General features: G+C 75.5%; 24 protein-coding genes and 1 riboswitch. Of the genes, 13 read left to right on the forward strand and 11 right to left on the reverse strand.

From position 1 onward, the window contains the following. Nucleotides 1–6: 6 nt before the first annotated feature. Nucleotides 7–759, reverse strand: a complete 753-nt coding sequence (locus JIG38_RS05770) for a VanZ family protein (RefSeq protein WP_307844619.1) — start codon at nt 757–759, stop codon at nt 7–9. Nucleotides 760–789: 30 nt separating this feature from the next. On the opposite strand from JIG38_RS05770, the gene JIG38_RS05775 reads away from it, so the two are divergent. From JIG38_RS05775 to JIG38_RS05800, 6 genes are all read left to right on the forward strand, one after another. After that, on the forward strand, nt 790–2280 hold the full coding sequence (locus JIG38_RS05775) for an NCS2 family permease (protein WP_199422808.1): 1491 nt from the start codon (nt 790–792) through the stop codon (nt 2278–2280). A 121-nt stretch (nt 2281–2401) separates the two neighbouring features. Further along, nucleotides 2402–3715: a UDP-glucose dehydrogenase family protein gene (locus tag JIG38_RS05780; RefSeq protein WP_199422809.1), complete on the forward strand. Its 1314-nt coding sequence runs from the start codon at nt 2402–2404 to the stop codon at nt 3713–3715. 74 nt (nt 3716–3789) lie between these two features. Then, nucleotides 3790–4305, forward strand: coding sequence for a MarR family transcriptional regulator (locus JIG38_RS05785; protein WP_199422810.1), 516 nt, complete (start codon nt 3790–3792; stop codon nt 4303–4305). After that, nucleotides 4302–5639: an MFS transporter gene (locus tag JIG38_RS05790; protein WP_199422811.1), complete on the forward strand. Its 1338-nt coding sequence runs from the start codon at nt 4302–4304 to the stop codon at nt 5637–5639. The genes JIG38_RS05785 and JIG38_RS05790 overlap by 4 nt, the downstream gene beginning before the upstream one ends. A gap of 125 nt (nt 5640–5764) precedes the next feature. After that, a complete protein-coding gene (locus tag JIG38_RS05795) occupies nt 5765–7654 on the forward strand; it encodes a DUF4012 domain-containing protein (protein ID WP_199422812.1) in 1890 nt (629 codons plus the stop codon). 152 nt (nt 7655–7806) lie between these two features. Then, on the forward strand, nt 7807–8343 hold the full coding sequence (locus JIG38_RS05800; RefSeq protein ID WP_199422813.1) for a hypothetical protein: 537 nt from the start codon (nt 7807–7809) through the stop codon (nt 8341–8343). A gap of 88 nt (nt 8344–8431) precedes the next feature. Here the strand turns inward: JIG38_RS05800 and JIG38_RS05805 are convergent, their stop codons facing one another. Next, nucleotides 8432–9688 carry an MFS transporter gene (locus JIG38_RS05805; protein ID WP_199422814.1) on the reverse strand — a complete coding sequence of 419 codons (1257 nt, stop codon included), beginning with the start codon at nt 9686–9688 and terminating at the stop codon, nt 8432–8434. Then, a complete protein-coding gene (gene serC, locus JIG38_RS05810) occupies nt 9685–10812 on the reverse strand; it encodes a phosphoserine transaminase (protein ID WP_307844620.1) in 1128 nt (375 codons plus the stop codon). Before serC ends, JIG38_RS05805 begins: the two co-directional genes overlap by 4 nt. 155 nt (nt 10813–10967) lie before the next feature. Here serC and JIG38_RS05815 point away from each other — a divergent pair, with 155 nt between their 5' ends. Both JIG38_RS05815 and JIG38_RS05820 read left to right on the forward strand, forming a co-directional pair. Further along, complete coding sequence (locus JIG38_RS05815) at nt 10968–11693, forward strand: iron-dependent transcriptional repressor DtxR (protein ID WP_199422816.1); 726 nt, start codon at nt 10968–10970, stop codon at nt 11691–11693. 178 nt (nt 11694–11871) lie between these two features. After that, nucleotides 11872–12066: riboswitch (cyclic di-AMP (ydaO/yuaA leader) on the forward strand. Between the two features lie 2 nt (nt 12067–12068). Then, complete coding sequence (locus tag JIG38_RS05820; RefSeq protein WP_199422817.1) at nt 12069–12863, forward strand: C40 family peptidase; 795 nt, start codon at nt 12069–12071, stop codon at nt 12861–12863. A gap of 144 nt (nt 12864–13007) precedes the next feature. Here the strand turns inward: JIG38_RS05820 and JIG38_RS05825 are convergent, their stop codons facing one another. Beyond that, nucleotides 13008–14015 carry a sigma-70 family RNA polymerase sigma factor gene (locus JIG38_RS05825; RefSeq protein ID WP_199422818.1) on the reverse strand — a complete coding sequence of 336 codons (1008 nt, stop codon included), beginning with the start codon at nt 14013–14015 and terminating at the stop codon, nt 13008–13010. An 88-nt stretch (nt 14016–14103) separates the two neighbouring features. Here JIG38_RS05825 and JIG38_RS20930 point away from each other — a divergent pair, with 88 nt between their 5' ends. From JIG38_RS20930 to JIG38_RS05845, 3 genes are all read left to right on the forward strand, one after another. Continuing rightward, nucleotides 14104–15279, forward strand: a complete 1176-nt coding sequence (locus JIG38_RS20930) for an alpha/beta fold hydrolase (RefSeq protein ID WP_307844622.1) — start codon at nt 14104–14106, stop codon at nt 15277–15279. A 155-nt stretch (nt 15280–15434) separates the two neighbouring features. Next, nucleotides 15435–16064, forward strand: coding sequence for an HNH endonuclease (locus JIG38_RS05840; protein ID WP_307844623.1), 630 nt, complete (start codon nt 15435–15437; stop codon nt 16062–16064). A 94-nt stretch (nt 16065–16158) separates the two neighbouring features. Further along, nucleotides 16159–17109, forward strand: a complete 951-nt coding sequence (locus JIG38_RS05845; protein ID WP_199422819.1) for a universal stress protein — start codon at nt 16159–16161, stop codon at nt 17107–17109. Between the two features lie 78 nt (nt 17110–17187). On the opposite strand, the gene JIG38_RS05850 is transcribed toward JIG38_RS05845, so the two are convergent. Then, nucleotides 17188–17487 (reverse strand): helix-turn-helix domain-containing protein, encoded by a 300-nt coding sequence (locus JIG38_RS05850; protein ID WP_199422820.1) that lies wholly within the window; start codon nt 17485–17487, stop codon nt 17188–17190. Nucleotides 17488–17548: 61 nt separating this feature from the next. Here JIG38_RS05850 and map point away from each other — a divergent pair, with 61 nt between their 5' ends. Continuing rightward, complete coding sequence (gene map, locus JIG38_RS05855) at nt 17549–18328, forward strand: type I methionyl aminopeptidase (protein WP_199422821.1); 780 nt, start codon at nt 17549–17551, stop codon at nt 18326–18328. Nucleotides 18329–18341: 13 nt separating this feature from the next. Here the strand turns inward: map and JIG38_RS05860 are convergent, their stop codons facing one another. Both JIG38_RS05860 and JIG38_RS05865 read right to left on the reverse strand, forming a co-directional pair. Continuing rightward, on the reverse strand, nt 18342–19310 hold the full coding sequence (locus JIG38_RS05860; RefSeq protein ID WP_199422822.1) for an IS481 family transposase: 969 nt from the start codon (nt 19308–19310) through the stop codon (nt 18342–18344). A 96-nt stretch (nt 19311–19406) separates the two neighbouring features. Continuing rightward, nucleotides 19407–19892 (reverse strand): Lrp/AsnC family transcriptional regulator, encoded by a 486-nt coding sequence (locus tag JIG38_RS05865; RefSeq protein WP_372419843.1) that lies wholly within the window; start codon nt 19890–19892, stop codon nt 19407–19409. A 116-nt stretch (nt 19893–20008) separates the two neighbouring features. Here JIG38_RS05865 and JIG38_RS05870 point away from each other — a divergent pair, with 116 nt between their 5' ends. Next, the gene (locus tag JIG38_RS05870; RefSeq protein ID WP_199422823.1) at nt 20009–20149 is read left to right on the forward strand and encodes an Rv0909 family putative TA system antitoxin; all 141 of its coding nucleotides are present in this window, start codon (nt 20009–20011) and stop codon (nt 20147–20149) included. 86 nt (nt 20150–20235) lie between these two features. On the opposite strand, the gene rocD is transcribed toward JIG38_RS05870, so the two are convergent. The 4 genes from rocD to JIG38_RS05890 form a co-directional block, all read right to left on the reverse strand. After that, nucleotides 20236–21423 (reverse strand): ornithine--oxo-acid transaminase, encoded by a 1188-nt coding sequence (rocD, locus tag JIG38_RS05875; RefSeq protein WP_199422824.1) that lies wholly within the window; start codon nt 21421–21423, stop codon nt 20236–20238. A gap of 8 nt (nt 21424–21431) precedes the next feature. Then, nucleotides 21432–22265, reverse strand: coding sequence for a dimethylargininase (gene ddaH, locus JIG38_RS05880; protein WP_199422825.1), 834 nt, complete (start codon nt 22263–22265; stop codon nt 21432–21434). Nucleotides 22266–22477: 212 nt separating this feature from the next. Next, the gene (locus tag JIG38_RS05885; RefSeq protein ID WP_199422826.1) at nt 22478–23011 is read right to left on the reverse strand and encodes an SRPBCC family protein; all 534 of its coding nucleotides are present in this window, start codon (nt 23009–23011) and stop codon (nt 22478–22480) included. Continuing rightward, a complete protein-coding gene (locus JIG38_RS05890) occupies nt 23008–23415 on the reverse strand; it encodes an MmcQ/YjbR family DNA-binding protein (protein WP_199422827.1) in 408 nt (135 codons plus the stop codon). The genes JIG38_RS05885 and JIG38_RS05890 overlap by 4 nt, the downstream gene beginning before the upstream one ends. Nucleotides 23416–23443: the final 28 nt, after the last annotated feature.

Genomic DNA, 23443 nt, shown 5'->3' on the forward strand with positions numbered 1-23443 from the left:
CCCCGGTCAGCGGGAGGCGTCGCGGTGCCGGCGCTCCCACAGGAGCGCCGCGCCGCCGAGGACCACCCCGGTCGCGCACGTCGCGACGCCGGTCGCCGCCGCGGCGCCCGACGCCGCCATGACGCCGACGACGACGAGGGCCGCCGTCCACAGCGCGATGCCCGCGAGGAACACGCGGCGCAGGTCGAGGCGCACCGGCTCGAGCCGGCTCGGCCGGACGAGCGCGCGCAGCACGCCGCCGGCCTCGGGGGCGGGCCCGCCGGCGGCGTCGGGGGAGGTCACGAGCGCAGCGTAGCCGCGCCCACCCCGGGCCCGGAGGCGGGCGGCGCCGCGCACGGCGGCCACGCCCAGCGCGGCGCCCGCCGTGTTCATCACGACGTCCTGGACGGTCGCGACACGTGTCGGCCAGAACGCGAGCTGTGCGAGCTCGATGGCGACCGAGAACGCGAGCCCGAGCGGCACCGCGACCCACGCGCGGCGCACGCCGGCGAGGGGGACGAGCACGCCGAAGGGCACGAACATCACGACGTTGGCGAGGGCCTCGACCACCGCGACGTCGACCGCCGCGGGCAGCCCGCGCGCGTGCAGCCAGGCCAGCGCGTCGGCGAGGGCGCGGAAGGCGTCGGGGTCGGCGAGGGTCGGCCACTGGGTCACGCGGAGCACCGCGAGCAGGTACGCGACGAGCGCGACGCGCACCGCCACGAGCCCGCGACCCCGCAGGCGCGCGACGCGCAGTTCGGGGTGCGGACGTGCACTCACGCGAAACACAGGTCTGCCACGCTGTGCGCCATGACGCAGACCCCCACCACCGTGGCGCGCCGAGCGGGCGGCATCGACGGCTTCTTCCGCATCACCGAGCGCGGCTCGACGATCGGCACCGAGGTCCGCGGCGGCCTCGTCACCTTCTTCACCATGAGCTACATCATCGTGCTCAACCCGCTGATCATCGGCACCGTCCCGGACGGCACGGGCCAGTTCCTCGGCGGGGGCGACGCCCCGAACCTCGGCATGGTCGCCGCGGCGACCGCGCTGGTCGCGGGCATCCTCAGCATCCTCATGGGCGTCGTGGCGCGGTTCCCCCTCGCGCTCGCCGCCGGGCTCGGGCTCAACGCCGTCGTCGCCTACTCGATCGCCAGCCGCGAGGGCATGACCTGGGCCGACGCGATGGGCATCGTCGTCCTCGAGGGCCTCATCATCCTCGTGCTCGTCCTCACGGGCTTCCGCACCGCGGTCTTCCGCGCCGTGCCGATCGAGCTCAAGACGGCGATCAGCGTCGGCATCGGCCTGTTCATCGCGTTCATCGGCCTGGTCGACGCCGGCTTCATCCGCATCCCCGCGTCGCAGGCCACGCCCGTCGAGCTGGGCATCGCGGGCTCGCTCGCGGGCTGGCCGACCCTCGTCTTCGTGGTGGGCCTCCTCCTCGCGATCGTCCTCATGGTCCGCAAGGTGCGCGGCGCGATCCTCATCGCGATCCTCAGCGCGACGGTCCTCGCGGTCGTCATCGAGGCGATCGCGAAGGTGGGCCCGCAGGGCTTCGACGCCGACGGCAACCCGACCAACCCCACCGGCTGGGAGCTCAACACGCCCGCCGTGCCCGAGGGCGGCCTCGTCGCGACGCCGGACTTCGGCCTGCTGGGCCAGTTCTCGCTGCTCGGCTCGTTCGAGAAGATCGGCATCGTCGCCGTCCTGCTGCTCGTCTTCTCGCTGCTGCTCGCGGACTTCTTCGACACGATGGGCACGATGGTCGCCGTCGGCGGCGAGGCCGGCCTGCTCGACGAGGAGGGCAACCCGCCCCGGACCAAGCAGATCCTCGTCGTCGACTCCATCGCCGCGGCCGCGGGCGGTGTCGCGAGCACCTCGTCGAACACCAGCTACATCGAGTCCGCCGCGGGCGTCGGCGACGGCGCGCGCACGGGCCTCGCGTCCGTGGTCACGGGCATCGCGTTCCTGCTCTCGACCTTCCTCGCGCCGCTCGTCGACATGGTCCCGTTCGAGGCCGCGACGCCCGCGCTCGTCGTCGTCGGGTTCCTCATGGTCATGCAGGTCTCGGGCATCGACTGGAAGAACATGGAGGTCGCCGTCCCGGCGTTCCTCACGATCGTCCTCATGCCCTTCACCTACTCGATCACCGCGGGCATGGGCGCGGGCTTCATCGCCTTCGTCGTCATCAAGGTCGCGATGGGCAAGGCGCGCCAGGTGCACCCGCTCATGTGGGTGACCGCGGTGCTCTTCGTCACGTACTTCACGCTCGGCCCGATCCGGGACCTCCTGGGCGTCTGACGTCCCGCGGCCCGACCGCCGTGCGGCCCGACCTCCCTGTGGAAGGATCCGAGCCGCCGGCGGTCGGCCGGCGCGGGCGGCTGCCCGGCGCGCACCGCGCCGGGCGTGCGAGGAGGACGACGTGCGCATCTCGGTGATCGGCTGCGGCTACCTCGGTGCCGTGCACGCCGCCTGCATGGCGAAGCTCGGCCACGAGGTGGTCGGCGTGGACGTCGACGCCGAGAAGGTCGCGCTGCTCGCGAGCGGGCGGGCCCCGTTCTACGAGCCCGGCCTGCCCGAGCTGCTCGCCGAGACGATGGCCACGGGCCGGCTGACGTTCGGCACCGACGTCGCGGCGGTCGCGGGGGCGCGCGTGCACTTCGTGTGCGTGGGCACGCCGCAGAAGCGCGGCGAGAACGCGGCCGACCTGCGCTACGTGGACGCGGCCGTGGACGCCCTGCTGCCGCACCTCGCGCCGGGCGACGTCGTCGTCGGGAAGTCGACGGTGCCCGTCGGGACCGCGGAGGCGGTCGCTGCGCGCGTGGCCGCCGTCCAGCCCGAGGCCGTCGTCGTGTGGAACCCCGAGTTCCTGCGCGAGGGCTTCGCGGTGCAGGACACGCTGCACCCCGACCGCATCGTCTACGGGCTGCCGCCGGGCGCGGCGGGGGAGACGGCGGGCGCGCTGCTCGACGAGGTCTACGCGACGCCGCTCGCGGACGGCACGCCCCAGGTGGTCACGGACTACGCGACGGCGCAGCTGGTCAAGGTCGCGGCGAACTCGTTCCTGGCGACGAAGATCTCGTTCATCAACGCGATGGCCGAGCTCTGCGAGGCGACCGGCGCCGACGTCACGCAGCTCGCGGACGCGATCGGCCACGACGCGCGGATCGGGCGCCGGTTCCTCAACGCCGGGCTCGGCTTCGGCGGCGGGTGCCTGCCCAAGGACATCCGGGCGTTCATGGCGCGCGCCGGGGAGCTCGGCGTCGACCAGGCGCTGTCCTTCCTGCGCGAGGTGGACTCGATCAACATGCGCCGCCGCGTGCGCATGGTCGACCTGGCCCGCGAGGTCTGCGACGGGTCGATCGTCGGCCGCAAGGTCGCCGTGCTCGGGGCCGCGTTCAAGCCGGACAGCGACGACGTGCGGGACTCGCCGGCCCTGAGCGTGGCGGCGCAGATGGGCCTCCAGGGCGCCCACGTCGTGGTGACCGACCCGGAGGCCGTCGCGAACGCCGCGCAGCGCTGGCCGGACCTGCGCTACGCCGCGACGGCGGAGGAGGCGGCAGCCGGGGCCGACGTCGTGCTCCTGGCGACCGAGTGGCAGGAGTACCGCGACCTGGACCCCGTGGCGTTCGGCCGGGTGGTCGCCGGCCGGCGGATCGTCGACGGCCGCAACGTGCTCGACCCCGCGCGCTGGCGCGAGGCCGGCTGGGTGTACCGCGCGCTCGGCCGCCCCTGAGCGGGGGCCCGGGGTGGTGACCGTCACCCCCCGCCGGCCCGTCCTTACCTGAGGTAATGACCTAGGATAGGGACATGCCTCCCGCCCCCCCTCCCGTCGTCACGCCCCCGGGCGACGCCGCCGGCGCGGGGACCGCGACCCGCCGCCTGCCCGACGTCGCCCCCGCCGACTGCCGCCCCGCGGCGCTCGCGGGCGACCTGCGGGTCTCGCTCACGCACGCCGTGCGGCGCCTGCGGATGGAGCGGTCGTCCGAGCGGATCACCGACGGTCAGTACGCGGTGCTCGCGGCGCTCTCCAACCGCGGCCCCATGACGCCGACGGCGCTCGCCGAGGACCAGCACGTCCAGCCGCCGCCCATGACGCGGACGGTCAACGCGCTGGTCGAGGCCGGCCTCGTGCGGCGGGACGAGCACCCGACCGACCGGCGCCAGGTGCTCGTGCACATCACGGAGGCGGGCCAGGCCGAGGTGCGCGAGACGCGCCGGCGGCGCAACGAGTGGCTCGCGCGCCGCCTCGCGACGCTCGACCCGGCCGAGCGCGAGGTGCTCGCGCAGGCGTCCGTGATCCTGCGCACGGTGATCGCACCGTGAGCCCGACCTTCGCCTCGCTCCGCTACGTCAACTACCGCCTGTGGTTCGCGGGCGCCATCGTCGCCAACATCGGCACGTGGATGCAGCGCGTCGCCCAGGACTGGCTCGTCCTCACCGTCCTCACGGACGACTCGGGCGTCGCCGTCGGCATCACGACCGCGCTCCAGTTCGGGCCGGTGCTGTTCCTGTCCGCGTGGGCGGGCCTGCTCGCGGACCGGCTCGACCGGCGCAAGCTGCTCATGGCGACGCAGGTCGCGCTCGGGGTGCTCGCCGCGGCGCTCGGCCTGCTCGTGCTCAGCGGGCACGTCGAGCTCTGGCACGTCTACGTCTTCGCGTTCCTGCTCGGCTGCGTGTCGGCCGTCGACGCACCCGCGCGCCAGACCTTCGTGGCCGACATGGTCCCGGCCGAGCGGCTCGCCAACGCGGTGAGCCTCAACAGCGCGTCGTTCAACGCGGCGCGGCTCATCGGGCCGGGTGTCGCGGGCCTGTCCATCGCGTGGGTCGGCATCGGCTGGGTGTTCCTCATCAACGCGGTGACGTTCGCGTCGACCATCGTCGCGCTCGCCCGGATGCGGACCGCGGAGCTCCAGCCCACCCCGCACGCGCAGCGCGGCAAGGGGCAGATCCGCGAGGGCATCGCCTACGTGCGCGGCCGCTCGGACATCCTCGTCGTCATGGCCGTGGTGTGCGTCGTCAGCACGTTCGGCCTCAACTTCCAGCTCACGAGCGCCGTCATGGCCCGGACGGAGTTCGGCAAGGGGCCGGAGGAGTACGGGATCCTCGGCTCGGTGCTCGCCATCGGCTCGCTCGCGGGGGCGCTGCTGGCCGCGCGGCGCGAGCAGCCGCGCGTCCGGCTGGTCATCGGATCGGCCCTCGCGTTCGGCGTCGCGACGGGAGTCATGGCGCTCATGCCGACGTACGAGACGTACATGCTCGCGTGCATCCCGGTCGGGCTCGCGTCGCTGACCATGCTGACGTCGGCGAACTCGACGATCCAGACGTCGACCGACCCGACGATGCGGGGCCGCGTCATGTCCCTGTACATGGTCGTGTTCCTCGGCGCGACGCCCGTCGGTTCGCCGCTGGTGGGCTGGGTCGCGGAGACGCTGGGGCCGCGCTGGGCGATCGGCGTCGGGTCGATCGCGTCGCTCGTCGTGGCGCTTGCCGCTGGCGTGTGGGCCGTGCGGCGCTGGAACGTCGAGGTGCGGTACCGCATCACCGCGCGCCCGCACCTCACCATCCGCCACCGCGACCGGGAGCCCACGGAGGCCGAGCGGCGCGCCGCGGCGGCGGACAGCCTGCGGGCCCAGCAGCTCGGGGACCGAGCGGCCTGACGGGGCGCTCACCTGCGCGGACGCTCGCCGGGGCGCGTGCCGCCGCGAGTGGCCGCCGTCCGTCGAGCGGGTGAAATCTCCCGGTTCGACCGTGCCCGACATGTCCGATATGGGACCCTGGACGCATGGTCAGCCCGGTCGACGTCGACGCGCACGGCGCTCTCGCGCCGGCCTCCGACGCGCCTGCCGACCCTCCCGCCGACGTCCCCGAGGAGCCGGACGCCCTGGCCGCGCGGACCGCACGCGGCCGTCACCGGCGCGGTGGGAGGGCCCGGACCGTGCGCCGGGCCCTCGTCGTCGTCGGGGTGCTCGTCCTCGTCGCGGCGGGCTGGCTCGCCGTGCGCGGCGTGCAGGTGGTCCACGCGCTGCGTGCCGCCGTGCCCGGCGTGGACGCGGTCGGGGACGCCCTGCGTGACGGCGACGTCGACGCGGCGTCCGCCCGTCTCCCCGAGCTTCAGGAGCACGCGGCCACCGCGCTCGCCGCGACGCGCGACCCGGTGTGGCGCGCGGCGTCGGCCCTCCCGTGGCTCGGGACGCAGCTCGACGCGGTGCGCGACGTGTCCGCCGCGCTCGACGTCGTCGCGAGCGAGGTCGTGCCCGCGCTCGCCGACGCCGCCGGCGCGGTCGGCCCGCGTGACCTCGTGCCGGTCGACGGCGCCGTGCCCCTCGCGCCGGTCGTCGGGGCGCAGCCGGCCGTCGCGGCCGCGGCCGACGCCGCCGCCCGCGCGGACGCGCTCGTCGCGGGCATCCCCACCGACGGCCTCGTGCCGCCGCTCGCGACCGCCGTCGCGCAGGCGCGGGGCCCGCTCGCGGAGGCCGCGCTCCTGCTCGACCGCGTGGACGACGCGGTCGCCCTGCTCCCGCCGATGCTCGGCGCGGACGGACCGCGGACGTACCTCGTCCTCGTGCTCAACCCGGCGGAGCTGCGCAGCGGCGGCGGCATCGTCGGGTCGGTCGCGGTGCTCCACGCGGTCGACGGCCGCCTCACCCTGGGCGAGCGCCTGGCGAGCCGCACGCTCCCGCGCCTCGACGCGCCGCCCGCGCTCGGCGCGGAGGAGCTCGCCGTCCACGGCGACCGCCTCGGCAGCATCATGCAGAACGTCACGATGACGCCCGACTTCCCGCGGGCCGCAGAGCTCGCGGTCGAGGTGTGGGAGGCCGGGGGCGGGGCGCCCGTCGACGGCGTGCTCGCGGTCGAGCCCGTCGCGCTCGCCCACCTGCTCGACGTCACCGGCCCCGTCACCGCGCCCGACGGCACGGTCCTCGAGGCCGACGGCGTCGTCCGGACGCTGCTGCACGACGCGTACGCGCGCTACCCCGACCCGGACGCCACGGACGCGTTCTTCGCGGCGTCCGCCGCTGGCATCTTCGACGCGCTCGTCACCGTGCCCGGCTCCCCGGCCGGGCTCGTCGACGCCCTCGGGCGGTCCGTGGCCGAGCGCCGGGTCGCGCTGTGGTCGGCGCACGCCGAGGAGCAGGAGCGCCTCGCGCCCTCGCCCCTCGGCGGCTCGTTCTTCGACCCGGCGGCGGCCGACCAGGCCGGCGTCTTCCTCGACGACGGCACGGGGACCAAGCTCGACTACTTCCTCGGCGCCGAGGTCGCCGTCGCGTGCGCCGACCCCGTCCCGGGGCAGGGTGCGCGGGCGGTCCTCGTCGTCGACCTCGCCTCGACCGTCCCGGCCGACCCGGCCGAGCTGGCGGCGCTGCCGTCCTACATGTCCACGAACGGCCTCGGCGGCACGCCGACCGGGGTCACCCGCACGAACCTGACGTTCTACAGCCCGGTCGGCGGCCGCGTCGCCGAGATCCGGAGCGACGGCGCCGCGGTCGGCGGGCTCCGCGGCACGGAGGCGGGACGCGACGTCGCCGTGCTCACCGCGACCCTCGCCCCAGGCGCCTCGGTCCGCTACGAGGTGACCGTCGAGCTGCCCGCGGGCGCGACGGGTCTGGGCGCCTGGCGCACCCCCGGGCTGGAGGAGGCGGGCACCGTGCCGGCCACGACCTGCGAGAGCTGACCCGATCCCCCGACGCCGGCTGAGGGGGCCGGCCCGTCCACAGTCACCCGTTCGCCGCGCGACACACGCGCCGGCCGATGAGACACTTGACCGAGTTGTCCGATTTGCCCGATCCACCCCATCCGGGCGGTCGGAGAGAAGGGGAAGACGAGATGAAGCGATTCTGGCGCACGGCGGCAGTTCTCCTGCTCGCCCTGATCGGCGGTGTCGGCGTCGCCGGCTCCGCCACCGCATCCGTGGCGAACGGCTGCACCGACGACGGTGGCTACTGGGCCCAGGGCGTCTGCGGCCTCACGGTCGAGGCGACGCCCACCTGCACCGGCACCGGTACGCCGCGGCTGGAGTACGTCGCGACGCCCACCGGGACGTCGTCGACCACCCTCACCCTCACCTGGGTGAACCCGACCGGCCCGGACGTCGTGCAGACCGGCCTGCCGCTCAGCGGAGCGGTCGACTGGCCCTCGGGCGCCTGGGCGGACCGCTCTCTCGAGATCGTGTTCGCGGTCAACCCGACAAGCGCCGTGACGGTCGAGCACCCGTCGGGCGTCGGGTGCTCGAGCGTCCTCGCCTCGTCGCTGAGCGGCACCGGCTCGGAGACGACGCCGCTGATCGCCGGGGCTGCGGCCCTCGTGGGCCTCGGCCTTGCCGCCGTCCTCGTGACGCGTCGCCGCTCCGCCGCCACCGCCTGACGGCGCGGGCCCCGGCCCGCCTCACCGGAGGCCGCCCGACGACGTCGGGCGGCCTCCGTGCGTCCGCTCCGGAGGGGCGGCGGCGCCGTCAGGCCGTGGGGGTGCGGGCCGCCTGGTGGACCGAGCGCAGGCCGAGCGCGACGGCGACGGCGCCCACCAGCACGAGCACCGGGATGAGCAGGAACGCCTGGTGCGCGCCGAACACGTCGGCGAGCGAGCCGAGCAGGAACGGCGCGACGGCGACCGCGGCCCCCGTGCCGACCGAGGCGCGGGCCTGGGCGTCGTCGGGCCGGCCGTCCGAGGCGCGCAGCGTGAGCGAGACCGCGAGCGGGTAGTGCGTGCCGTACCCGAGCCCGGCGACGACGAGACCGACGATGGCGAGCCACGGCGTCGTCGCGAGCCAGAACACGAGCCAGCCCGCGCCCGCGAGGCCGTAGCCGATGAGCAGCAGCTTCTCCGGCGCCTTGCGCGTCGAGAGCGGCCCGACGACGAGGCGTGAGAGCGTCATGCCGCCGACGAGCGCGGAGATGCTCGCCGCCGCGAGGGAGGCCGGCGCGCCCGTGCGCTGGACGATGAGCTCGGACGCCCAGAAGGTCGTGCCGAACTCGATCGCGACGCCGGCCAGGAGCGCGGCCCAGAAGAACCAGAACGTGCGCGAGAAGGACCGGTCCGACCGGTCGGACGGCCCCTCGGCGACCGGGACGGACCGGGTCACGGCGCCCCGTCCCAGGGCGCCGTCGCCGCGGATCGGCAGCAGGACCACCGCCGCGACCACGGCCAGCACGACGACGAGCGCCACCGCGGGCCGCCAGCCGAGACCGCTGCCGACCGCGGCGCCCAGCGCGAGCGGCGCGAGCAGGCCGACCATCGCGCCCATCGCGTTGGCCTCGGTCACGGCGGCCGGCCCGGAGGGCCCGTTGTGCACGGACAGCGCGGGCTGCGCGGCCGAGATGGTGAGGTTGCCGCCGACCGAGGTCACGAAGCACGCGAGCAGCGTCGCGGGCAGGGTGCTGCCGGCGAGCAGGAGCGCCACGCCCACGCAGAGCACGACGCCGCCCACGAGGGCCTGGGCCTTGCGGCCGAACCGCTGGGCGACCCGGGAGCTCACGAGCCCAGTGGCGATGGTGCCGAGGGCCATCGCGGTGCCGTGCAGCCCGGCCTGGCCGCGCGAGATGCCCTGCTCCTCCGCGATGAGCGGCACGGCGGGGGAGAACCCGTAGAGGAACCAGCCCCACGTGATGAAGGGCGCGTAGAGCGTGAGGGTCAGGCGGTCGCGGACGAAGCGCGCGGGCACGGCGGCGCCACCGCCCGCATCGGTCCGTGCGCCGGCCCGTGGCTGGCTCATGCGAGGCGCTCGACGACGTGGTCGACGCACGCCGTGAGCGCCTGGACGTCGGCCGGGTCGACCGCGGGGAACATCGCGACGCGCACCTGGTTGCGCCCGAGCTTGCGGTACGGCTCGACGTCGACGACCCCGTGGCGACGCAGTACGCGGCACACCGCGGCCGCGTCGACCGCCGCGTCGAGGTCGATCGTCCCGACGACAGCGCTGCGCGCGGCCGGGTCGGCCACGAACGGCGTCGCCCACGCGCGCTCCTCCGCCCAGCCGTAGAGGTGGCCGGACGACTCGGCGGTGCGCGCCGCGGCCCACGCGAGACCGCCGTGGCCGAGCATCCAGTCGAGCTGCTCGGCGAGCAGCACGAGCGTCGCGATCGCGGGCGTGTTGAGCGTCTGGTCCTGGCGCGAGTTCTCGACGGCCGTGGTGAGGGAGAGGAACCGCGGCACCCAGCGCTCGCCCTCGAGCCGCGCCGCGCGCTCCACGGCCGCGGGCGAGAGCGCGGCGAGCCACAGGCCGCCGTCGGCGGCGAAGCTCTTCTGCGGCGCGAAGTAGTAGACGTCCGTCTGCGCGACGTCGACCGCGAGCCCGCCCGCCGCCGACGTGGCGTCGACGAGGACGAGCGCGCCGTCGTCGACGCCCGCGGGCCGCTCGACCGGGGCCGCGACGCCCGTCGACGTCTCGTTCTGCGGCCACGCGTAGGTGTCGACGCCCGCCTGCGGCTCCGGGCGCACGAGCGAGCCTGCCGGCGCGGTGCGCAGCACCGGGTCGCCGAGGAACGGTGCGCGCCCGACCGCCGTCGCGAAGCTCGCGCCGAACTCGCCGTAGGAGCAGAGCTGGGCGCGCTCGGCGACGAGGCAGAACGTCGCGACGTCCCAGAACGCCGTCGACCCGCCGTTGCCGAGCGCGATCTCGTAGCCCTCGGGCAGGCCGAGGAGCTCGGCGAGGCCCTCCCGCACCCGCCGGACGAGCCCGCGCACGGGCGCCTGGCGGTGGGACGTGCCGAGCAGCGTCCGACCGACCGCCGCGAGTGCGTCGACCTGCGCCGCGCGGACCTTCGACGGCCCGGACCCGAAGCGACCGTCGGCCGGGAGCAGGTGCGCGGGGAGCTCGATCCGGGTCTCGTCGGTCACGCGCCCAACCTTAGGCGGCGCCACCCCCACGGCCCCCGGGACGAGCGTCGGGGGCGGGGGTGAGACCGCCATCTGGACCGCGCGGACCGCCGCCCGGGACCCTTCCGCCAGCACGTAACCTTGGGGCCGACGGCCGACCGAGGAGAGCAGCCCGCGTGAGCGACCTGATCGACACCACCGAGATGTACCTGCGGACCATCTACGAGCTCGCGGAGGAGGGGATCGTCCCCCTGCGCGCGCGCATCGCCGAGCGCCTCGGCCACTCCGGTCCCACGGTCTCGCAGACGGTCGCGCGCATGGAGCGCGACGGCCTGGTCGTCGTCAGCGGTGACCGTCACCTCGAGCTCACCGAGGCCGGACACCTCAAGGCCACGCGCGTCATGCGCAAGCACCGCCTCGCCGAGCGCCTGCTCACCGATGTCATCGGCCTCGAGTGGTCCTTCGTCCACGACGAGGCCTGCCGCTGGGAGCACGTCATGAGCGACCGCGTCGAGCGCCGCCTCGTCGAGCTGCTCGACCACCCGCACCACTCGCCGTACGGCAACCCCATCCCGGGCCTGGCCGAGCTGGGCGAGGACGGCCACGTCGAGGGGTTCCTCGACGGCGTCGTCTCGCTCATCGCCTACGCCCGGGCCGCCTCCGTGGCCGACGGCACGCCCGCGGACGTCACCGTGCGCGCCGTCGTGGGCCGGCTCGGCGAGCCGCTGCAGACGGACACCGACCTGCTCGAGCGCCTGTCGAGCGCGGGCGTCCTGCCCGGCGCGGAGATCACGGTCGAGCGCGGGCAGGGCATCGTCACGGTCGGGGCGCCGGGCGCGGACATCGTGCTCGACCTGCCCGACGACGTCGCCCGGCACGTCTTCGTGGTCGCGCCCGCCTGAGCGGTCCGTGCTCCCGGTCCCGGCCGGGCCGCACGGCAAGGGACCGGACGTGTGGGATACCGCACACGTCCGGGCCGTGACCAGAACGTGACAATCGCGGGTCGCGGCAGGTACCTTCGGTCTCGCTCCACGATCCCTCCTCGTGGCGCCCTCGGACGGAACGCCTAGTCCTGCCACCGTCCGTGGTCCGCAGAACTCGCTGGCAGGAGCGGGGGAACCACCGTTTTCTCGGGCACGGCCGGAGCGATCCGGCACGGCCCTCGGGGTGAAGCCGCGTGAGAGCTGTCCGGACCTGGTCCGGGCGGTCCGATCGAGGCCGGGTGATCTCCCACCCGAACCCGACAGCTCACCTCGTAGGCGTCGGAGAGGTACCGCGTGTCTGAGACCCCCCAGCGCGCCCGGCATCGCGCCGCGCGCCGTCCCGTGACCCCGCTCGACGACCTCGCGACCGCTGCCACGGGCAGCCTCGCCACCGTCGGCCGCCGCTCCGCCGTCGTCGCCGCGTCCGGTGGCCTCGTCATGAGCATGACGCTCCCGGCCTCCGCCGCCGCCGCGCCCGCCGAGGGCCCGAGCAGCGTCCCGGCCGTCGACGTCACCGCGCTCACGGCGGACACCCGCGCCGCGCTCGCGACGTCCCCCGTCGTCAGCGTCCCGACCGACGCCGCGTGGGGCTTCGACGCCCCGGCGATCACGGTCACCCCGAACCCCGAGCCCGAGCCCGAGCCGGAGCCCGAGCCCGTCGTCGCGAGCACCGCCCGGTCGGCGTCGACCGAGCGCGCGCCCGTCGCCGAGGCGGCCGAGGCCCCCGCGGCCGCCGCCGTCCCGCAGTCGGTGTCCGGCAACGCGGTGCTCGAGATCGCGGCCCGCTACGTGGGCGTCCCGTACGTCTCCGGCGGCACGACGCCCGACGGCTTCGACTGCTCGGGCTTCACGTCCTACGTCTACGCGCAGCTCGGGATCACGCTCTCGCGCAGCTCGGCCGACCAGCGGTACGACGGCGTCGAGGTCTCGCGCGCCGACGCGCAGCCGGGCGACCTCATCTGGTCCCCGGGCCACGTGGGCATCTACGCGGGCGGCAACCAGCAGATCGACTCGCCCCGCCCGGGCAAGACGATCCAGTTCCGCGACATCTGGCAGAGCAACCCGATCTTCATCCGCGTCACCGGCTGAGCCTGCGTCACCGGCTGGACCTCTGGCGGCCGGGCAACGGCGCCCGGACCTCCTGGACGGCCCCTCACCTCACGGTGGGGGGCCGTCGTCGTGCCGGGGCCTGCCGGCCCGGGCGCGGCCCGGCGCGGCCGCCGGAGGGTGGGCTCAGGGGAGCGAGGGCGGGAGCCGGAACGGCCCCGCGAGCGCGGGGTCGAGGAACGACGCGACGTCGCTGACGCGCCCGTCCCGCACGGTCAGCACGTTGACGGACCACAGCGTGTGCGCCTGCGCGCCCTCGTCCCACCGGTAGCTCGCGACGGCGGGCTGGGCGTTCGCCGCGGTCGGCAGGTGGCGCCAGGAGCCGCACGAGGTCAGGGGGACGCGGACGGCGAAGTCCGTGACGGCCGCCAGGCCGCGGTACCAGCGCGGCAGGGGCGGCATCGACCACGTGACGTCCTCGGTGAGGAGCGCGACGAGCGCGTCGGCGTCACCCGCCTCCATCGCCGCCGAGAAGCGCGCGACGACCTCGCGGTGCTCGTCCGCCGACGCGCGCGGGGCGTCGCGGTCCGGCGCCAGGCGCGCCATGGTGCCGCGCGCCCGCTGCAGCGCGCTCGTGACGGACGCGACCGACGTGACCATGACCTCGGCGATCTCGGCCGCGGAGAAGCCGAGCACCTCGAACAGCAGGAGCGCCGCGCGCTGGTTGCCGGGCAGGTGCTGGAGCGCGGCCACGAAGGCGAGCTCGACCGCCTCGCGCTGCTCGTAGCGCGCCTCGGGCGTCGCGCGCCCCGCGGGCAGGCCCGCGTCCGGGTACGGCCCGAGCCAGGCGACGTCGGCTGCGGGGGTGTCGCCGAGCACGGCCGCGTCGCTCGCGGGACCGAGGTCCACGGGCATCGCGCGGCGGCCGCGCTGGGCCACGAGGTCGAGGCACGTGCGCGTGCTCACGGTGTAGAGCCAGCTCCGCAGCGAGCTGCGACCCTCGAACCGCGCGATGGCCCGCCACGCGCGGACGAGCGCCTCCTGGAGGGCGTCGTCGGCGTCGTGCGTCGAGCCGAGCATGCGGTAGCAGTGCGCGTGCAGCTCGCGGCGGAGCGGGGCGACGAGCCGCGTGAAGGCGGCGTCGTCGCCCTCGCGCGCGCGCTCGAGGTCCGTCGGCGCGGAGGTCGCCGTCATCGGGTGCCCACCGATCGATGAGTCGACGTCATCCGCACAGTCTCCACCTCGACACCGACGACAGACGACCACGCCCCCGGAGGCCCCCGTGAGCACCTCGACCGCCGCACCCACCGGCACCACCGCACCGACCGGCTCCGCCGCCGGGCCCGGCCTCACCGCCGCGACGGGCACCCCCGCCCCGCCGCGCACCGGCGTGCTCCGCGTCCCGGGCGCGACGCTCCACCACGAGCTCCGGGGCGACGGCCCGCTCGTCGCGCTCGTCGCGGCGCCGATGGACGCGGACAGCATGGCGCCGCTCGCCGACCTCCTCGCGACCGACCACACGGTGCTGACCACCGACCCGCGGGGCATCCACCGCAGCACCGTCGACGACCCGGAGCGGGACACGACGCCAGAGGACCGCGCCGCGGACCTCGCGCTGCTCCTGCGGCACCTGGACCGCGGGCCCGCCCACCTGCTCGGGTCGAGCGGCGGAGCCGTCACCGTGCTCGCCCTCGCCCAGGCCCACCCCGAGCTCGTCGGCACGGTCGTCGCCCACGAGCCGCCGCTCCAGCAGCTGCTGCCGGACCGCGAGGACCTGGCCCGGCGGACGGACGCGATGCGCGACGCCTACCTCGCCGGCGACGTCCGGGGTGCGTGGCAGGCCTTCCTCGAGGCGGCGGCGATCGAGCTCCCGCCCGAGGTCGTCGACGCGATGGCGTCGCCGGACCGACCGGCGGGCGCGCTGGCGGACGAGCGGTACCAGTTCGAGCACATGCTGCACGGGACGTCGCAGTGGCGCCCGGACGTCGAGCGGCTGCGTGCGCTCGGGTCACGGGTCGTCGTCGGCATCGGGGAGGCGTCGGCGGGTCAGCTGTGCGACCGGGCGTCGCGCGCGCTCGCGGCCGCCCTCGGGACGTCGCCCACCCTCTTCCCGGGCGACCACCTGGGCTTCCTCGAGGAGCCGGTGCCGTTCGCCGCGCGGCTGCGCGAGGTCCTCGCGCCCGACCCGTCGGCGCTGGACGCGCGCTTCAGCGCGCCGATCGAGAAGGACGGCGCCTTCGCGACCTACCTCACGGTGCCGGGCTCGGCCGCGCTGCTCGGCACGCGGCGTGCGGTCAAGGTCGAGGGCCTGCTCGACGGGCACCCGTTCGCGGCGACGCTCATGCCGTCGGGGGAGGGGCCGCACTGGCTCCCGCTGCGCGCCGCCCTGTGCCGCGCGATCGGCAAGGGCGCGGCGGGCGACGTCGTCGACGTGCGGCTGCTGCGTCGGCTCACCTGAGCCCGACGCCGGGCGGGCGCCGTGCCGCCCGTCCGGCGCGCCCCGCGGCGACTCACCTGCGTCCGCGCCACGGCGCCGCGTAGTCTGACAGCGCTGCTCCACCAGCCGAGCCCGGCAGCCAGCCGGGCTCGACCGCACTGGTCAGGGAGAACGCCGTGCGCCAAGACACCGCGACCGTCCGCGGGGGTGTGGCCGCGCGGCCGCACCACCGCCCCACCGATGCCCCCCACCCCGGCCACCCCGCCCGCACGGCCGAGCCGCCCGCCGAGGGGCCGCGTCCCGCGGTCGCCACGCTGCGCCGCGTGCTCCTGCTCAACGCGAGCCGCGAGCCCCTGTGCGTCGTGAGCGTCCACCGCGCGGTCACGCTCGTGCTCAGCGGCAAGGCGGTCGTGCTCGAGGAGGACGCGGCGCTGCTGCGCTCCGAGCGGCTCACGCTGCCCGCGCCGCAGGTGCTGTGCCTCACGCGCTACGTGCACGTGCCGTACCGGAGCGCCGTGCCCCCGACGCGCCGCACGGTCCTGCAGCGCGACGGCCACCGCTGCGCGTACTGCGCCGCGACGGCGGACACGGTCGACCACGTGCACCCGCGGTCGCGCGGCGGGCGGCACGAGTGGACCAACGTCGTGGCCGCGTGCGCCCGCTGCAACCACCGCAAGGCGGACCGGTTGCTGTCGGAGATCGGCTGGCAGCTGCTCGTGACGCCGAGCGTCCCGCGCGCGAGCTGCGCGCTCATCGCCGCCGCCGTCCGGCCCCACCCGTCCTGGACGGCCTACCTCGCCGTGTGAGGTCGCCGGCCAACACGCGTGCCCGACGTCGCCCGGGCGCGCCCCGGTGCGGGCAGACTGAGGGTGTCAGCCGCATCGACCCGGGGAGGCGGACATGAGCCACGACGACGTGGTGCTGGTCGGCGTCGACGGCTCTCCCGCGAGCCTGCACGCGGCCGACTGGGCGGCGGAGCACGCCCGTCGCCACGGGTACGGCATGCACCTGGTCTGCTCCTACGCGGTGCCGTCCTTCACGGCGGCCGCGCTCGACGGCGGCTACGCGGCGCTCGACGACACCGCGATCGCCGCGGGCGCGCGCGCCGTCCTGGACGAGGCGACGGAGCGCGTGCGGGCCACGGGGGTCCGGGTGACGTCCGCGGTCGCGACGGGCGACGCCGCGGCCGTGCTCGTCGACCTCTCGCGCGGGGCGGCCACCGTCGTCGTCGGCACGCGCGGGCGCGGCGGCTTCGCCGAGCGCCTGCTCGGCACGGTCTCGTCCGCGCTGCCCGCGCACGCGCACTGCCCGACCGTCGTCGTGCCGCTGCACCAGCACGACGAGGACGAGCGGGCCGCGGAGCCGCCGCGCGTGCGCCGCATCGTCGTCGGGGTCGACGGCTCGCCCGCGGCCGAGGTCGCCCTCGAGCACGCGATCCGCGAGGCCGAGACGTGGGGCGCGGAGCTCACCGCCGTCGCCGGCGTCCCGGTGGGGACCGGCGCAGGGATCCTCGCGTGGCTCCCGGCCGCCGTGGACCACGAGGCGATCCTGCGCGACGCGGCCGAGGGGCTCGACGTCGTCGTCGACCGCGCGGTGGCGAAGCACCCCGGGGTCCAGGTGCGGCGCCACGTGCTCGACGGCACGGGCGCGGCGCTCCTCACCGAGTTCTCCACGGCGGTCGACCTCGTCGTCGTCGGCTCGCGCGGCCGCGGCGGGTTCGCCGGCCTCCTGCTCGGCTCGACCAGCCAGGCCGTGCTGCACCACGCCGCGTGCCCGGTCATGGTCGTGACGCGCCGGTGCGAGGAGCGCGAGAACGGCTCGCACGACCCGCTGGGCCGTCGCCCGGGCTGAGCGCCGGCGCCACGGGTGCGTGCTGCGCCGGAGGGTTCGGCACGCATGGCGGTCCGAAGCCTCCGCGGGAGCCGGCCGTCAGGGGACCAGGTGGGCGTCCTCGCCAGCACGCGCGTCCCGGGACACGAGGTCGTCGGGTCGCGACACCTCGGCCCACAGCGCGTCCAGCGAGAGGCCGAGCACCGCCGCGAGCGCCGCGACGGTCGAGAACGCGGGCGTCGCGACGCGCCCGGACTCGATCTTGCGCAGCGTCTCGGGCGAGAGGCCCGCGTCGAGCGCGGTCGTGAGCATCGACCGCGATCCGCGCGCCTCGCGCAGCAGCGCGCCGAGGCGCCGGCCGCGCTCGATCTCGGCGGGGGTGAGGGGAAGGCGGACCATGCACCGATAGTAGTACCGGGATACTCTTACCGGGATCGTCGTCGAGCCAGACCGGAGTGCCGTGATCGAGATCCTCAGCCCGTCGGAGCTGCCGCGGGCCCGTGCCGCGGGTGCGCTCGTCGCGCGCATCCTCCAGACCCTGCGCGAGCGCTGCGCGGCGGGCACCACCCTGCTCGACGTCGACGACTGGGCGCGCACGATGATCCTCGAGGCGGGCGCCGTCTCCTGCTACGTCGACTACGCGCCGTCGTTCGGGCGCGGGCCCTTCGGGCACTACATCTGCACGTCGGTCGACGACGCCGTCCTGCACGGGCTCCCGCACGACCGCGCTCTCGCCGACGGCGACCTGCTCACCCTCGACCTCGCGGTCTCCCTCGACGGCGTCGTCGCGGACTCCGCGGTGAGCTTCGTCGTGGGGGAGTCGCCGGACCCCGAGGCCGCCGCGCTCATCGACGCGACCGAGCGCGCGCTCGCGGCGGGCATCGCCGCAGCCGGGCCGGGCGCGCGCGTCGGGGACCTGTCCCACGCGATCGGCGAGGTGCTGCGGTCCGCCGGCTACCGCGTCAACACCGAGTTCGGCGGCCACGGCGTCGGCTCGACCATGCACCAGGACCCGCACGTCCCCAACGCCGGCCGCCCCGGCCGCGGCTACCGCCTGCGCCCCGGGCTGCTGCTCGCGCTCGAGCCGTGGGTCATGGCGGACACCGACCGGCTGGTCACCGACCCCGACGGCTGGACGCTCCGCAGCGCGTCGGGCTGCCGGACGGCCCACAGCGAGCACACGATCGCGATCACCGACGACGGCGCCGAGGTCCTCACCCTGCGCGCGCCGACGCCCTAGGTGTACTCGGCCGTCACGTTGGTGACAGTCGGGTGATCGGGGCGGCGCCGACGGCGTGGTGGTGCCGGCCAGTGTTGTAGTGCTCGAGCCAGGTTGTGAAGGCCGCGGTGCGCTCGTCGTTGGACACGTAGGGGCGCCGATAGGCCCACTCGGTGGCCAGGGTGCGGTTGAAGCGCTCGACCTTGCCGTTCTGCCAGGGGCAGTGGGGCTTGATGAACCAGTGCTCGGTGCCAGCGGCCGCCAGGACCAGGCGCAGCTGGCCTGAGTGGGCGAAGGACCAGTGGTTGTCGGTCAAGATCGCGCGCACCGGTGCGCCGAGGGTGGCGAAGTGAGCCAGAGCGCGGGCGGTGAACTCGGCGCAGGTCGCGGCCTTCTCGTCGGGCAGGATCTCGGAGTAGGCCAGGCGGGAGTGGTCATCGACGGCAGCGTGGACGTAGTCGAACCCGACTCTCGTGTTGCGCCTGCGGGCACTCGACCCGGCCGCACGGCCGCGGGACTTCCATCCACCACCGTCGGGGATGCGGCCGATCTTCTTGACGTCGATGTGCACCAGGTCCCCGGGCCGGTCGTGCTCGTAGCGGACCGCGGTGACCTTCGAGGCGCGGATCTGCTCACCGGTGAGCGGGTCGCACTGCCACAAGTACGGGACTCCCGCGCGGCGCAGGATCCGGGAGACCGTGCGTGCTGGAACACCGGTGAGCCGGGCGACCTCGTCCGGCCCACACCGAGCCGTCGAGCGCGCGGTGAGCACTGCCTGGACCTGCTCTGGCGCCGTTGCCCTGACCAGGCGCCGCGGACGCGACGACCGGTCGACCAGGCCGGCGCGCCCCTCAGCGTCGAACCGGGCGACCCACCGGTGCGCGCACTGACGAGACACGCCCAACTCACGGGCGACGTGCGCGACCGGGCGACCTTGCACCCTGATCCGCTGGACCAGCAACCACCTGCCATAGGCATTCAACCGCGCGTTAGCGTGGGGCACGAGGACCTCCGGAAGCGTGAAGACGAGACATCTCCACTACGCCGGAGGTCCTCCCTCACATCAAGACCCCGTCACCAACCTCTTGGCCGAGTACACCTAGGCGCGGGGCACGTCCGGCCGGCGCACCAGCGGCGTGAGCACGACGGTCGAGCGCGTGCGCTCCACGAAGGGCTCGGCCGCGATCCGCTCGACCACCTCGTCGAGGTGCCGCACGCTGTGCGCGCGCACGTGCACGACGGCGTCCGCCTCGCCGGTCACGGTGCTCGCCGCGATGACCTCGGGGTAGCGCTCGAACGCCGCGCGCATGGTCGCGGGGCTCGTGCGGCCCGCGCAGAAGACCTCGACGTGCGCCTCGGTCGCCCAGCCGAGCGCCGCGGGGTCCAGGCGCACCGTGAAGCCGTCGATGACGCCGCGCTCGCGCAGCCGGTCGACGCGGCGCTTCACGGCCGGCGCGGACAGGTTCACGCGTGCCCCGATGGTCGCGAAGCTCGCGCGCGCGTCGTGGGCGAGGTGGTCGAGGATCGCGGCGTCGATGCGGTCCAGGACCGCCTCGCCGCCCGTCCCGGTCCCGTCGCTCCGCACCCCGACAGCATGCCCGACGCCGGTCCGGCCGTTCGAGATGCGGGGCCGCGACGCGCGACGTTCACTGGACGGGAGGCGGGGGAGGCCCGCCGGAGCCGAGGGCACGAGGGGGTCCGATGGGCATTGAGGACATGACCGAGAAGGCCAGCGACGCAGGGATCGAGAAGGCCGGCGACGCCGCCGAGCAGAAGGCCGGCGGCCACGGCGACAAGATCGACCAGGCGCAGCAGGCTGCCGACGACAAGATCGGCGGCTGAGCGACCAGCCAGCGCCCTTCACTGACACGCCGACGCCCGGCTCCCTCGTGGGGCCGGGCGTCGTCGTGCGTGGGGGCGGCTGCGGCTCAGTGCAGCGCGTCGACCAGCTGGTCGAGCCCCCAGTCGAGGTCGTCCTGCGCGATGGTCAGCGGCGGCGCGAGGCGCACCGTCTGGCCGTGCGTGTCCTTGACGAGGACGCGCCGCGCGAGCAGGCGCTCGCTCAGCGCGCGGCCGGTGCCGCGCTCGGGCGCGAGGTCGATGCCCGCCCACAGCCCGGCCGTGCGCGTCGCCACGAGCGAGCCGTCGGCCACGAGGGCGTCGAGCCGCGCGCGGAGGTGCGTGCCGAGCTCGGCCGCGCGCCGCTGGTGCTCGCCTGTCTCGAGCTGCGCCACGACCGCGAGCCCGACGGCGCACGCGAGCGGGTTCCCGCCGAACGTCGAGCCGTGCGTCCCGGCCGTGAGCACGCCGAGCACGTCGTGCCGCCCGACGACGGCCGAGACCGGCACGATGCCGCCGCCGAGCGCCTTGCCGAGCGTGACGAGGTCGGGGCGCACGCCCACGAGGTCGGCCGCGAGCGTGGTGCCCGTGCGGCCGAGGCCGGACTGGATCTCGTCGAGTACGAGCAGCACGTCCCGCTCGTCGCACAGCGCGCGGACGGCCGGCAGGTAGTCGGCGGGCGGGATGATGACGCCGCCCTCGCCCTGGATCGGCTCGAGCAGGACGGCGACCGTCGTCTCGTCGACCGCCTCGGCGAGCGCCGCCGCGTCGCCGTAGGGGACGACGCGGAAGCCGGGCGTGTACGGGCCGAACCCGCGCCGGGCGTCGTCGTCGGTGGAGAACGAGATGATCGTCGTCGTGCGGCCGTGGAAGTTGCCGTCGGCGACGACGATCGTGGCCTGCTCGGGGGCGACACCCTTGACGTCGTAGCCCCACTTGCGGGCGGCCTTGATGGCGGTCTCGACCGCCTCGGCGCCCGTGTTCATCGGCAGGACGAGGTCCATGCCGACGAGCCGCGCGAGCCGGTTGGCGAACGCCTCGAGCAGGTCGTGGTCGAACGCGCGGGACGTGAGCGTGAGCCGGTCGAGCTGCGCGTGCGCGGCCGCGACGAGCGCCGGGTGGCGGTGGCCGAAGTTGAGCGCCGAGTACCCCGCGAGGAGGTCGAGGTAGCGCGTGCCGGCGACGTCGGTCATCCACGAGCCCTCGCCCGAGGCGAGGACGACGGGGAGCGGGTGGTAGTTCGCGGCGAGGTGGCTCGTGAGCGCGGGGGCGGTCATGGCGGGCCTCAGGCGCGGATCTCGAGCGTGCAGCACTTCGCGCCGCCGCCGCCCTTGAGCAGCTCGGTCGTCGCGACCGGGTGCACCTCGAACCCGCGCTCGGTGAGCGCCGCCTGGAGGTCGACGGCCGCGGGCGCGACGACCACGTGCAGGCCGTCGGAGACCGCGTTGAGGCCGAGGGCGACGGCGTCGGCCTCGGTCGCCATGACGGCGTCGGGGTAGCGCTCGGCGAGCACGGCCTGCGAGGCCTCGGAGAACGCCGGCGGGTAGTAGGCGACGAGCTCGTGGCCGGGGCGGCTGTCGAGCACGGTGAGCGCGGTGTCCAGGTGGTAGAACCGCGGGTCGACGAGCTCGAGCGTGACGACCTCGCGGCCCGTGAGGCGGGCGAGCTCGCCGTGCGAGGCGGTGTCGGTGCGGAAGCCCGTGCCGGCGAGGAAGGTGTCGCCGACGAGCAGGATGTCGCCCTCGCCCTCGTTGACCTCGGTGGCCGTCTGGGTCATGTAGCCGTGGTCGGCGAACCACTTCTCGTAGAGGGGGCCCTCGGGGGCGCGCTCGGGGTAACGGAACAGGGCGGAGTAGACGAGGCCGTCGACGACCGTCGCGCCGTTGGCGGCGAACACCATGTCCGGCAGGCCCGGGACGGGGTCGATGAGGTCGACGGTGTGGCCCCAGGCGAGGTAGGTCTTGTAGAGGGTCTCCCACTGCGCGACGGCGAGGGCGCTGTCGGTGAGGCGGGTCTTGTCCATCCACGGGTTGATCTCGTAGCTGACCGTGAAGTGCTCCGGTCGGCACATGAGGAAGTGACGCGGGGTGGCGGTACGGGTGGAGTGGGTGGCGCTCATGGGGTCCTCGCTGCGGTCGGCGGTCCAGCTGGATCAGCGGCCCGGCAGCGGCGCCGGCCTCGTCCACGAGCGTAGGACCGGGCACCCGCGCGGACCGGTTCACGACGCTGCGCGCCGACGCACGAAGCGTTGCGCGCTGACCACGCCCGACGGCGATTCGTTGCGCGCCGTGCTCCACCTCCCGGCCTTGGGTCCCGCCAGGGACGCGTGGGTCAGGGAGCAGTGGTGTCGGCGACGGCCGGGTGGTCGCCCGCGACCTCGGTGGCGACGCGGTGCAGGACGAGGCGGAGCATGCCCGCCATCGTCGCGGCGACGAGGGCCGATCCGACCGGCCGGGGGAGTCCGCGCACGTGGACCCGCTCGACCCACGTCACCGTGCAGTGGCGCGGCCCGAGCGGCCGGACGCGCACCTCGGCGTCCCCGAGCAGCACCGGCCCCTGCTTGCGGTAGACGGCGACGCCCTCGCGCGCCGGCTCGCGGCCGCGCGCCGGGACGGGCGGGTCGAACCGCTCGACGACCATGGCGTCCGCCATGCCGCGTCCCCCGCGGGTCGCCGTCGGGCCGGTGACGCCGACGAAGCGCTCGCCGATGCGGGACGCGGGCGCTGCGTCGGGCGGGCCCGGCTCGACGTCGACGCGCGTGAGCGGGATCCAGCGTGCGTGGTTGCGGACGTCCGTGACGACGCCCCACACGACGTCGGCCGGCGCCGCGACGACGCGGCTGACGGTGACCTCGCGCAGGGTCATGCCCCGGCCTGCCCGCTGCGCTCGGCGTCGAGCCGCGCCACGAGGCGTCGCGGCGCGTGCTGCCGGTAGGACGACGCGAGCAGCTCGCCGACCTCGTCCCAGTCGGTGTCCTCGCCGAGGTCGAGCGCGAGCCAGCCCGACGGCCCGTAGTAGGGCGGCGACCAGAACCGGTCGTCCTCGACCAGCGCCGGGCGCTCGTCGTCGTCGGGCGTGAAGATCAGTGCGGTCGGGTGCTCGGCGTGGCCCGCGGCGGCGCCGCTGCCGTAGACCGCGTAGATCTTCGGGGCGCGGAACGTCGGGCGGCCCCACGCCTCCTTCTCGGTGCTCTCGGGCAGCGCCGCGCACAGTGCGCGGACCCGGTCGAGCAGCGGGTCCGCCTCGTCGTACCTCCGCGGGTGGGCCACGGTGCCTCCGGGGTGTGTCCGTGCTGGT

This window comes from Actinotalea solisilvae (assembly GCF_016464425.1).
Lineage (GTDB): Bacteria > Actinomycetota > Actinomycetes > Actinomycetales > Cellulomonadaceae > Actinotalea > Actinotalea solisilvae.

Bases quoted from the DNA above. Each gene is read 5' to 3' on its own strand.
- JIG38_RS05795 (WP_199422812.1), top strand. From the start codon at position 5,765: ATGGTCAGCCCGGTCGACGTCGACGCGCACGGCGCTCTCGCGCCGGCC.
- JIG38_RS05870 (WP_199422823.1), top strand. From the start codon at position 20,009: ATGGGCATTGAGGACATGACCGAGAAGGCCAGCGACGCAGGGATCGAG.
- ddaH (WP_199422825.1), bottom strand. From the start codon at position 22,265: ATGAGCGCCACCCACTCCACCCGTACCGCCACCCCGCGTCACTTCCTC.
- JIG38_RS05775 (WP_199422808.1), top strand. From the start codon at position 790: ATGACGCAGACCCCCACCACCGTGGCGCGCCGAGCGGGCGGCATCGAC.
- rocD (WP_199422824.1), bottom strand. From the start codon at position 21,423: ATGACCGCCCCCGCGCTCACGAGCCACCTCGCCGCGAACTACCACCCG.
- JIG38_RS05805 (WP_199422814.1), bottom strand. From the start codon at position 9,688: ATGAGCCAGCCACGGGCCGGCGCACGGACCGATGCGGGCGGTGGCGCC.
- JIG38_RS05800 (WP_199422813.1), top strand. From the start codon at position 7,807: ATGAAGCGATTCTGGCGCACGGCGGCAGTTCTCCTGCTCGCCCTGATC.
- JIG38_RS05825 (WP_199422818.1), bottom strand. From the start codon at position 14,015: ATGACGGCGACCTCCGCGCCGACGGACCTCGAGCGCGCGCGCGAGGGC.
- JIG38_RS05850 (WP_199422820.1), bottom strand. From the start codon at position 17,487: ATGGTCCGCCTTCCCCTCACCCCCGCCGAGATCGAGCGCGGCCGGCGC.
- JIG38_RS05885 (WP_199422826.1), bottom strand. From the start codon at position 23,011: ATGACCCTGCGCGAGGTCACCGTCAGCCGCGTCGTCGCGGCGCCGGCC.
- JIG38_RS05845 (WP_199422819.1), top strand. From the start codon at position 16,159: ATGAGCCACGACGACGTGGTGCTGGTCGGCGTCGACGGCTCTCCCGCG.
- JIG38_RS05785 (WP_199422810.1), top strand. From the start codon at position 3,790: ATGCCTCCCGCCCCCCCTCCCGTCGTCACGCCCCCGGGCGACGCCGCC.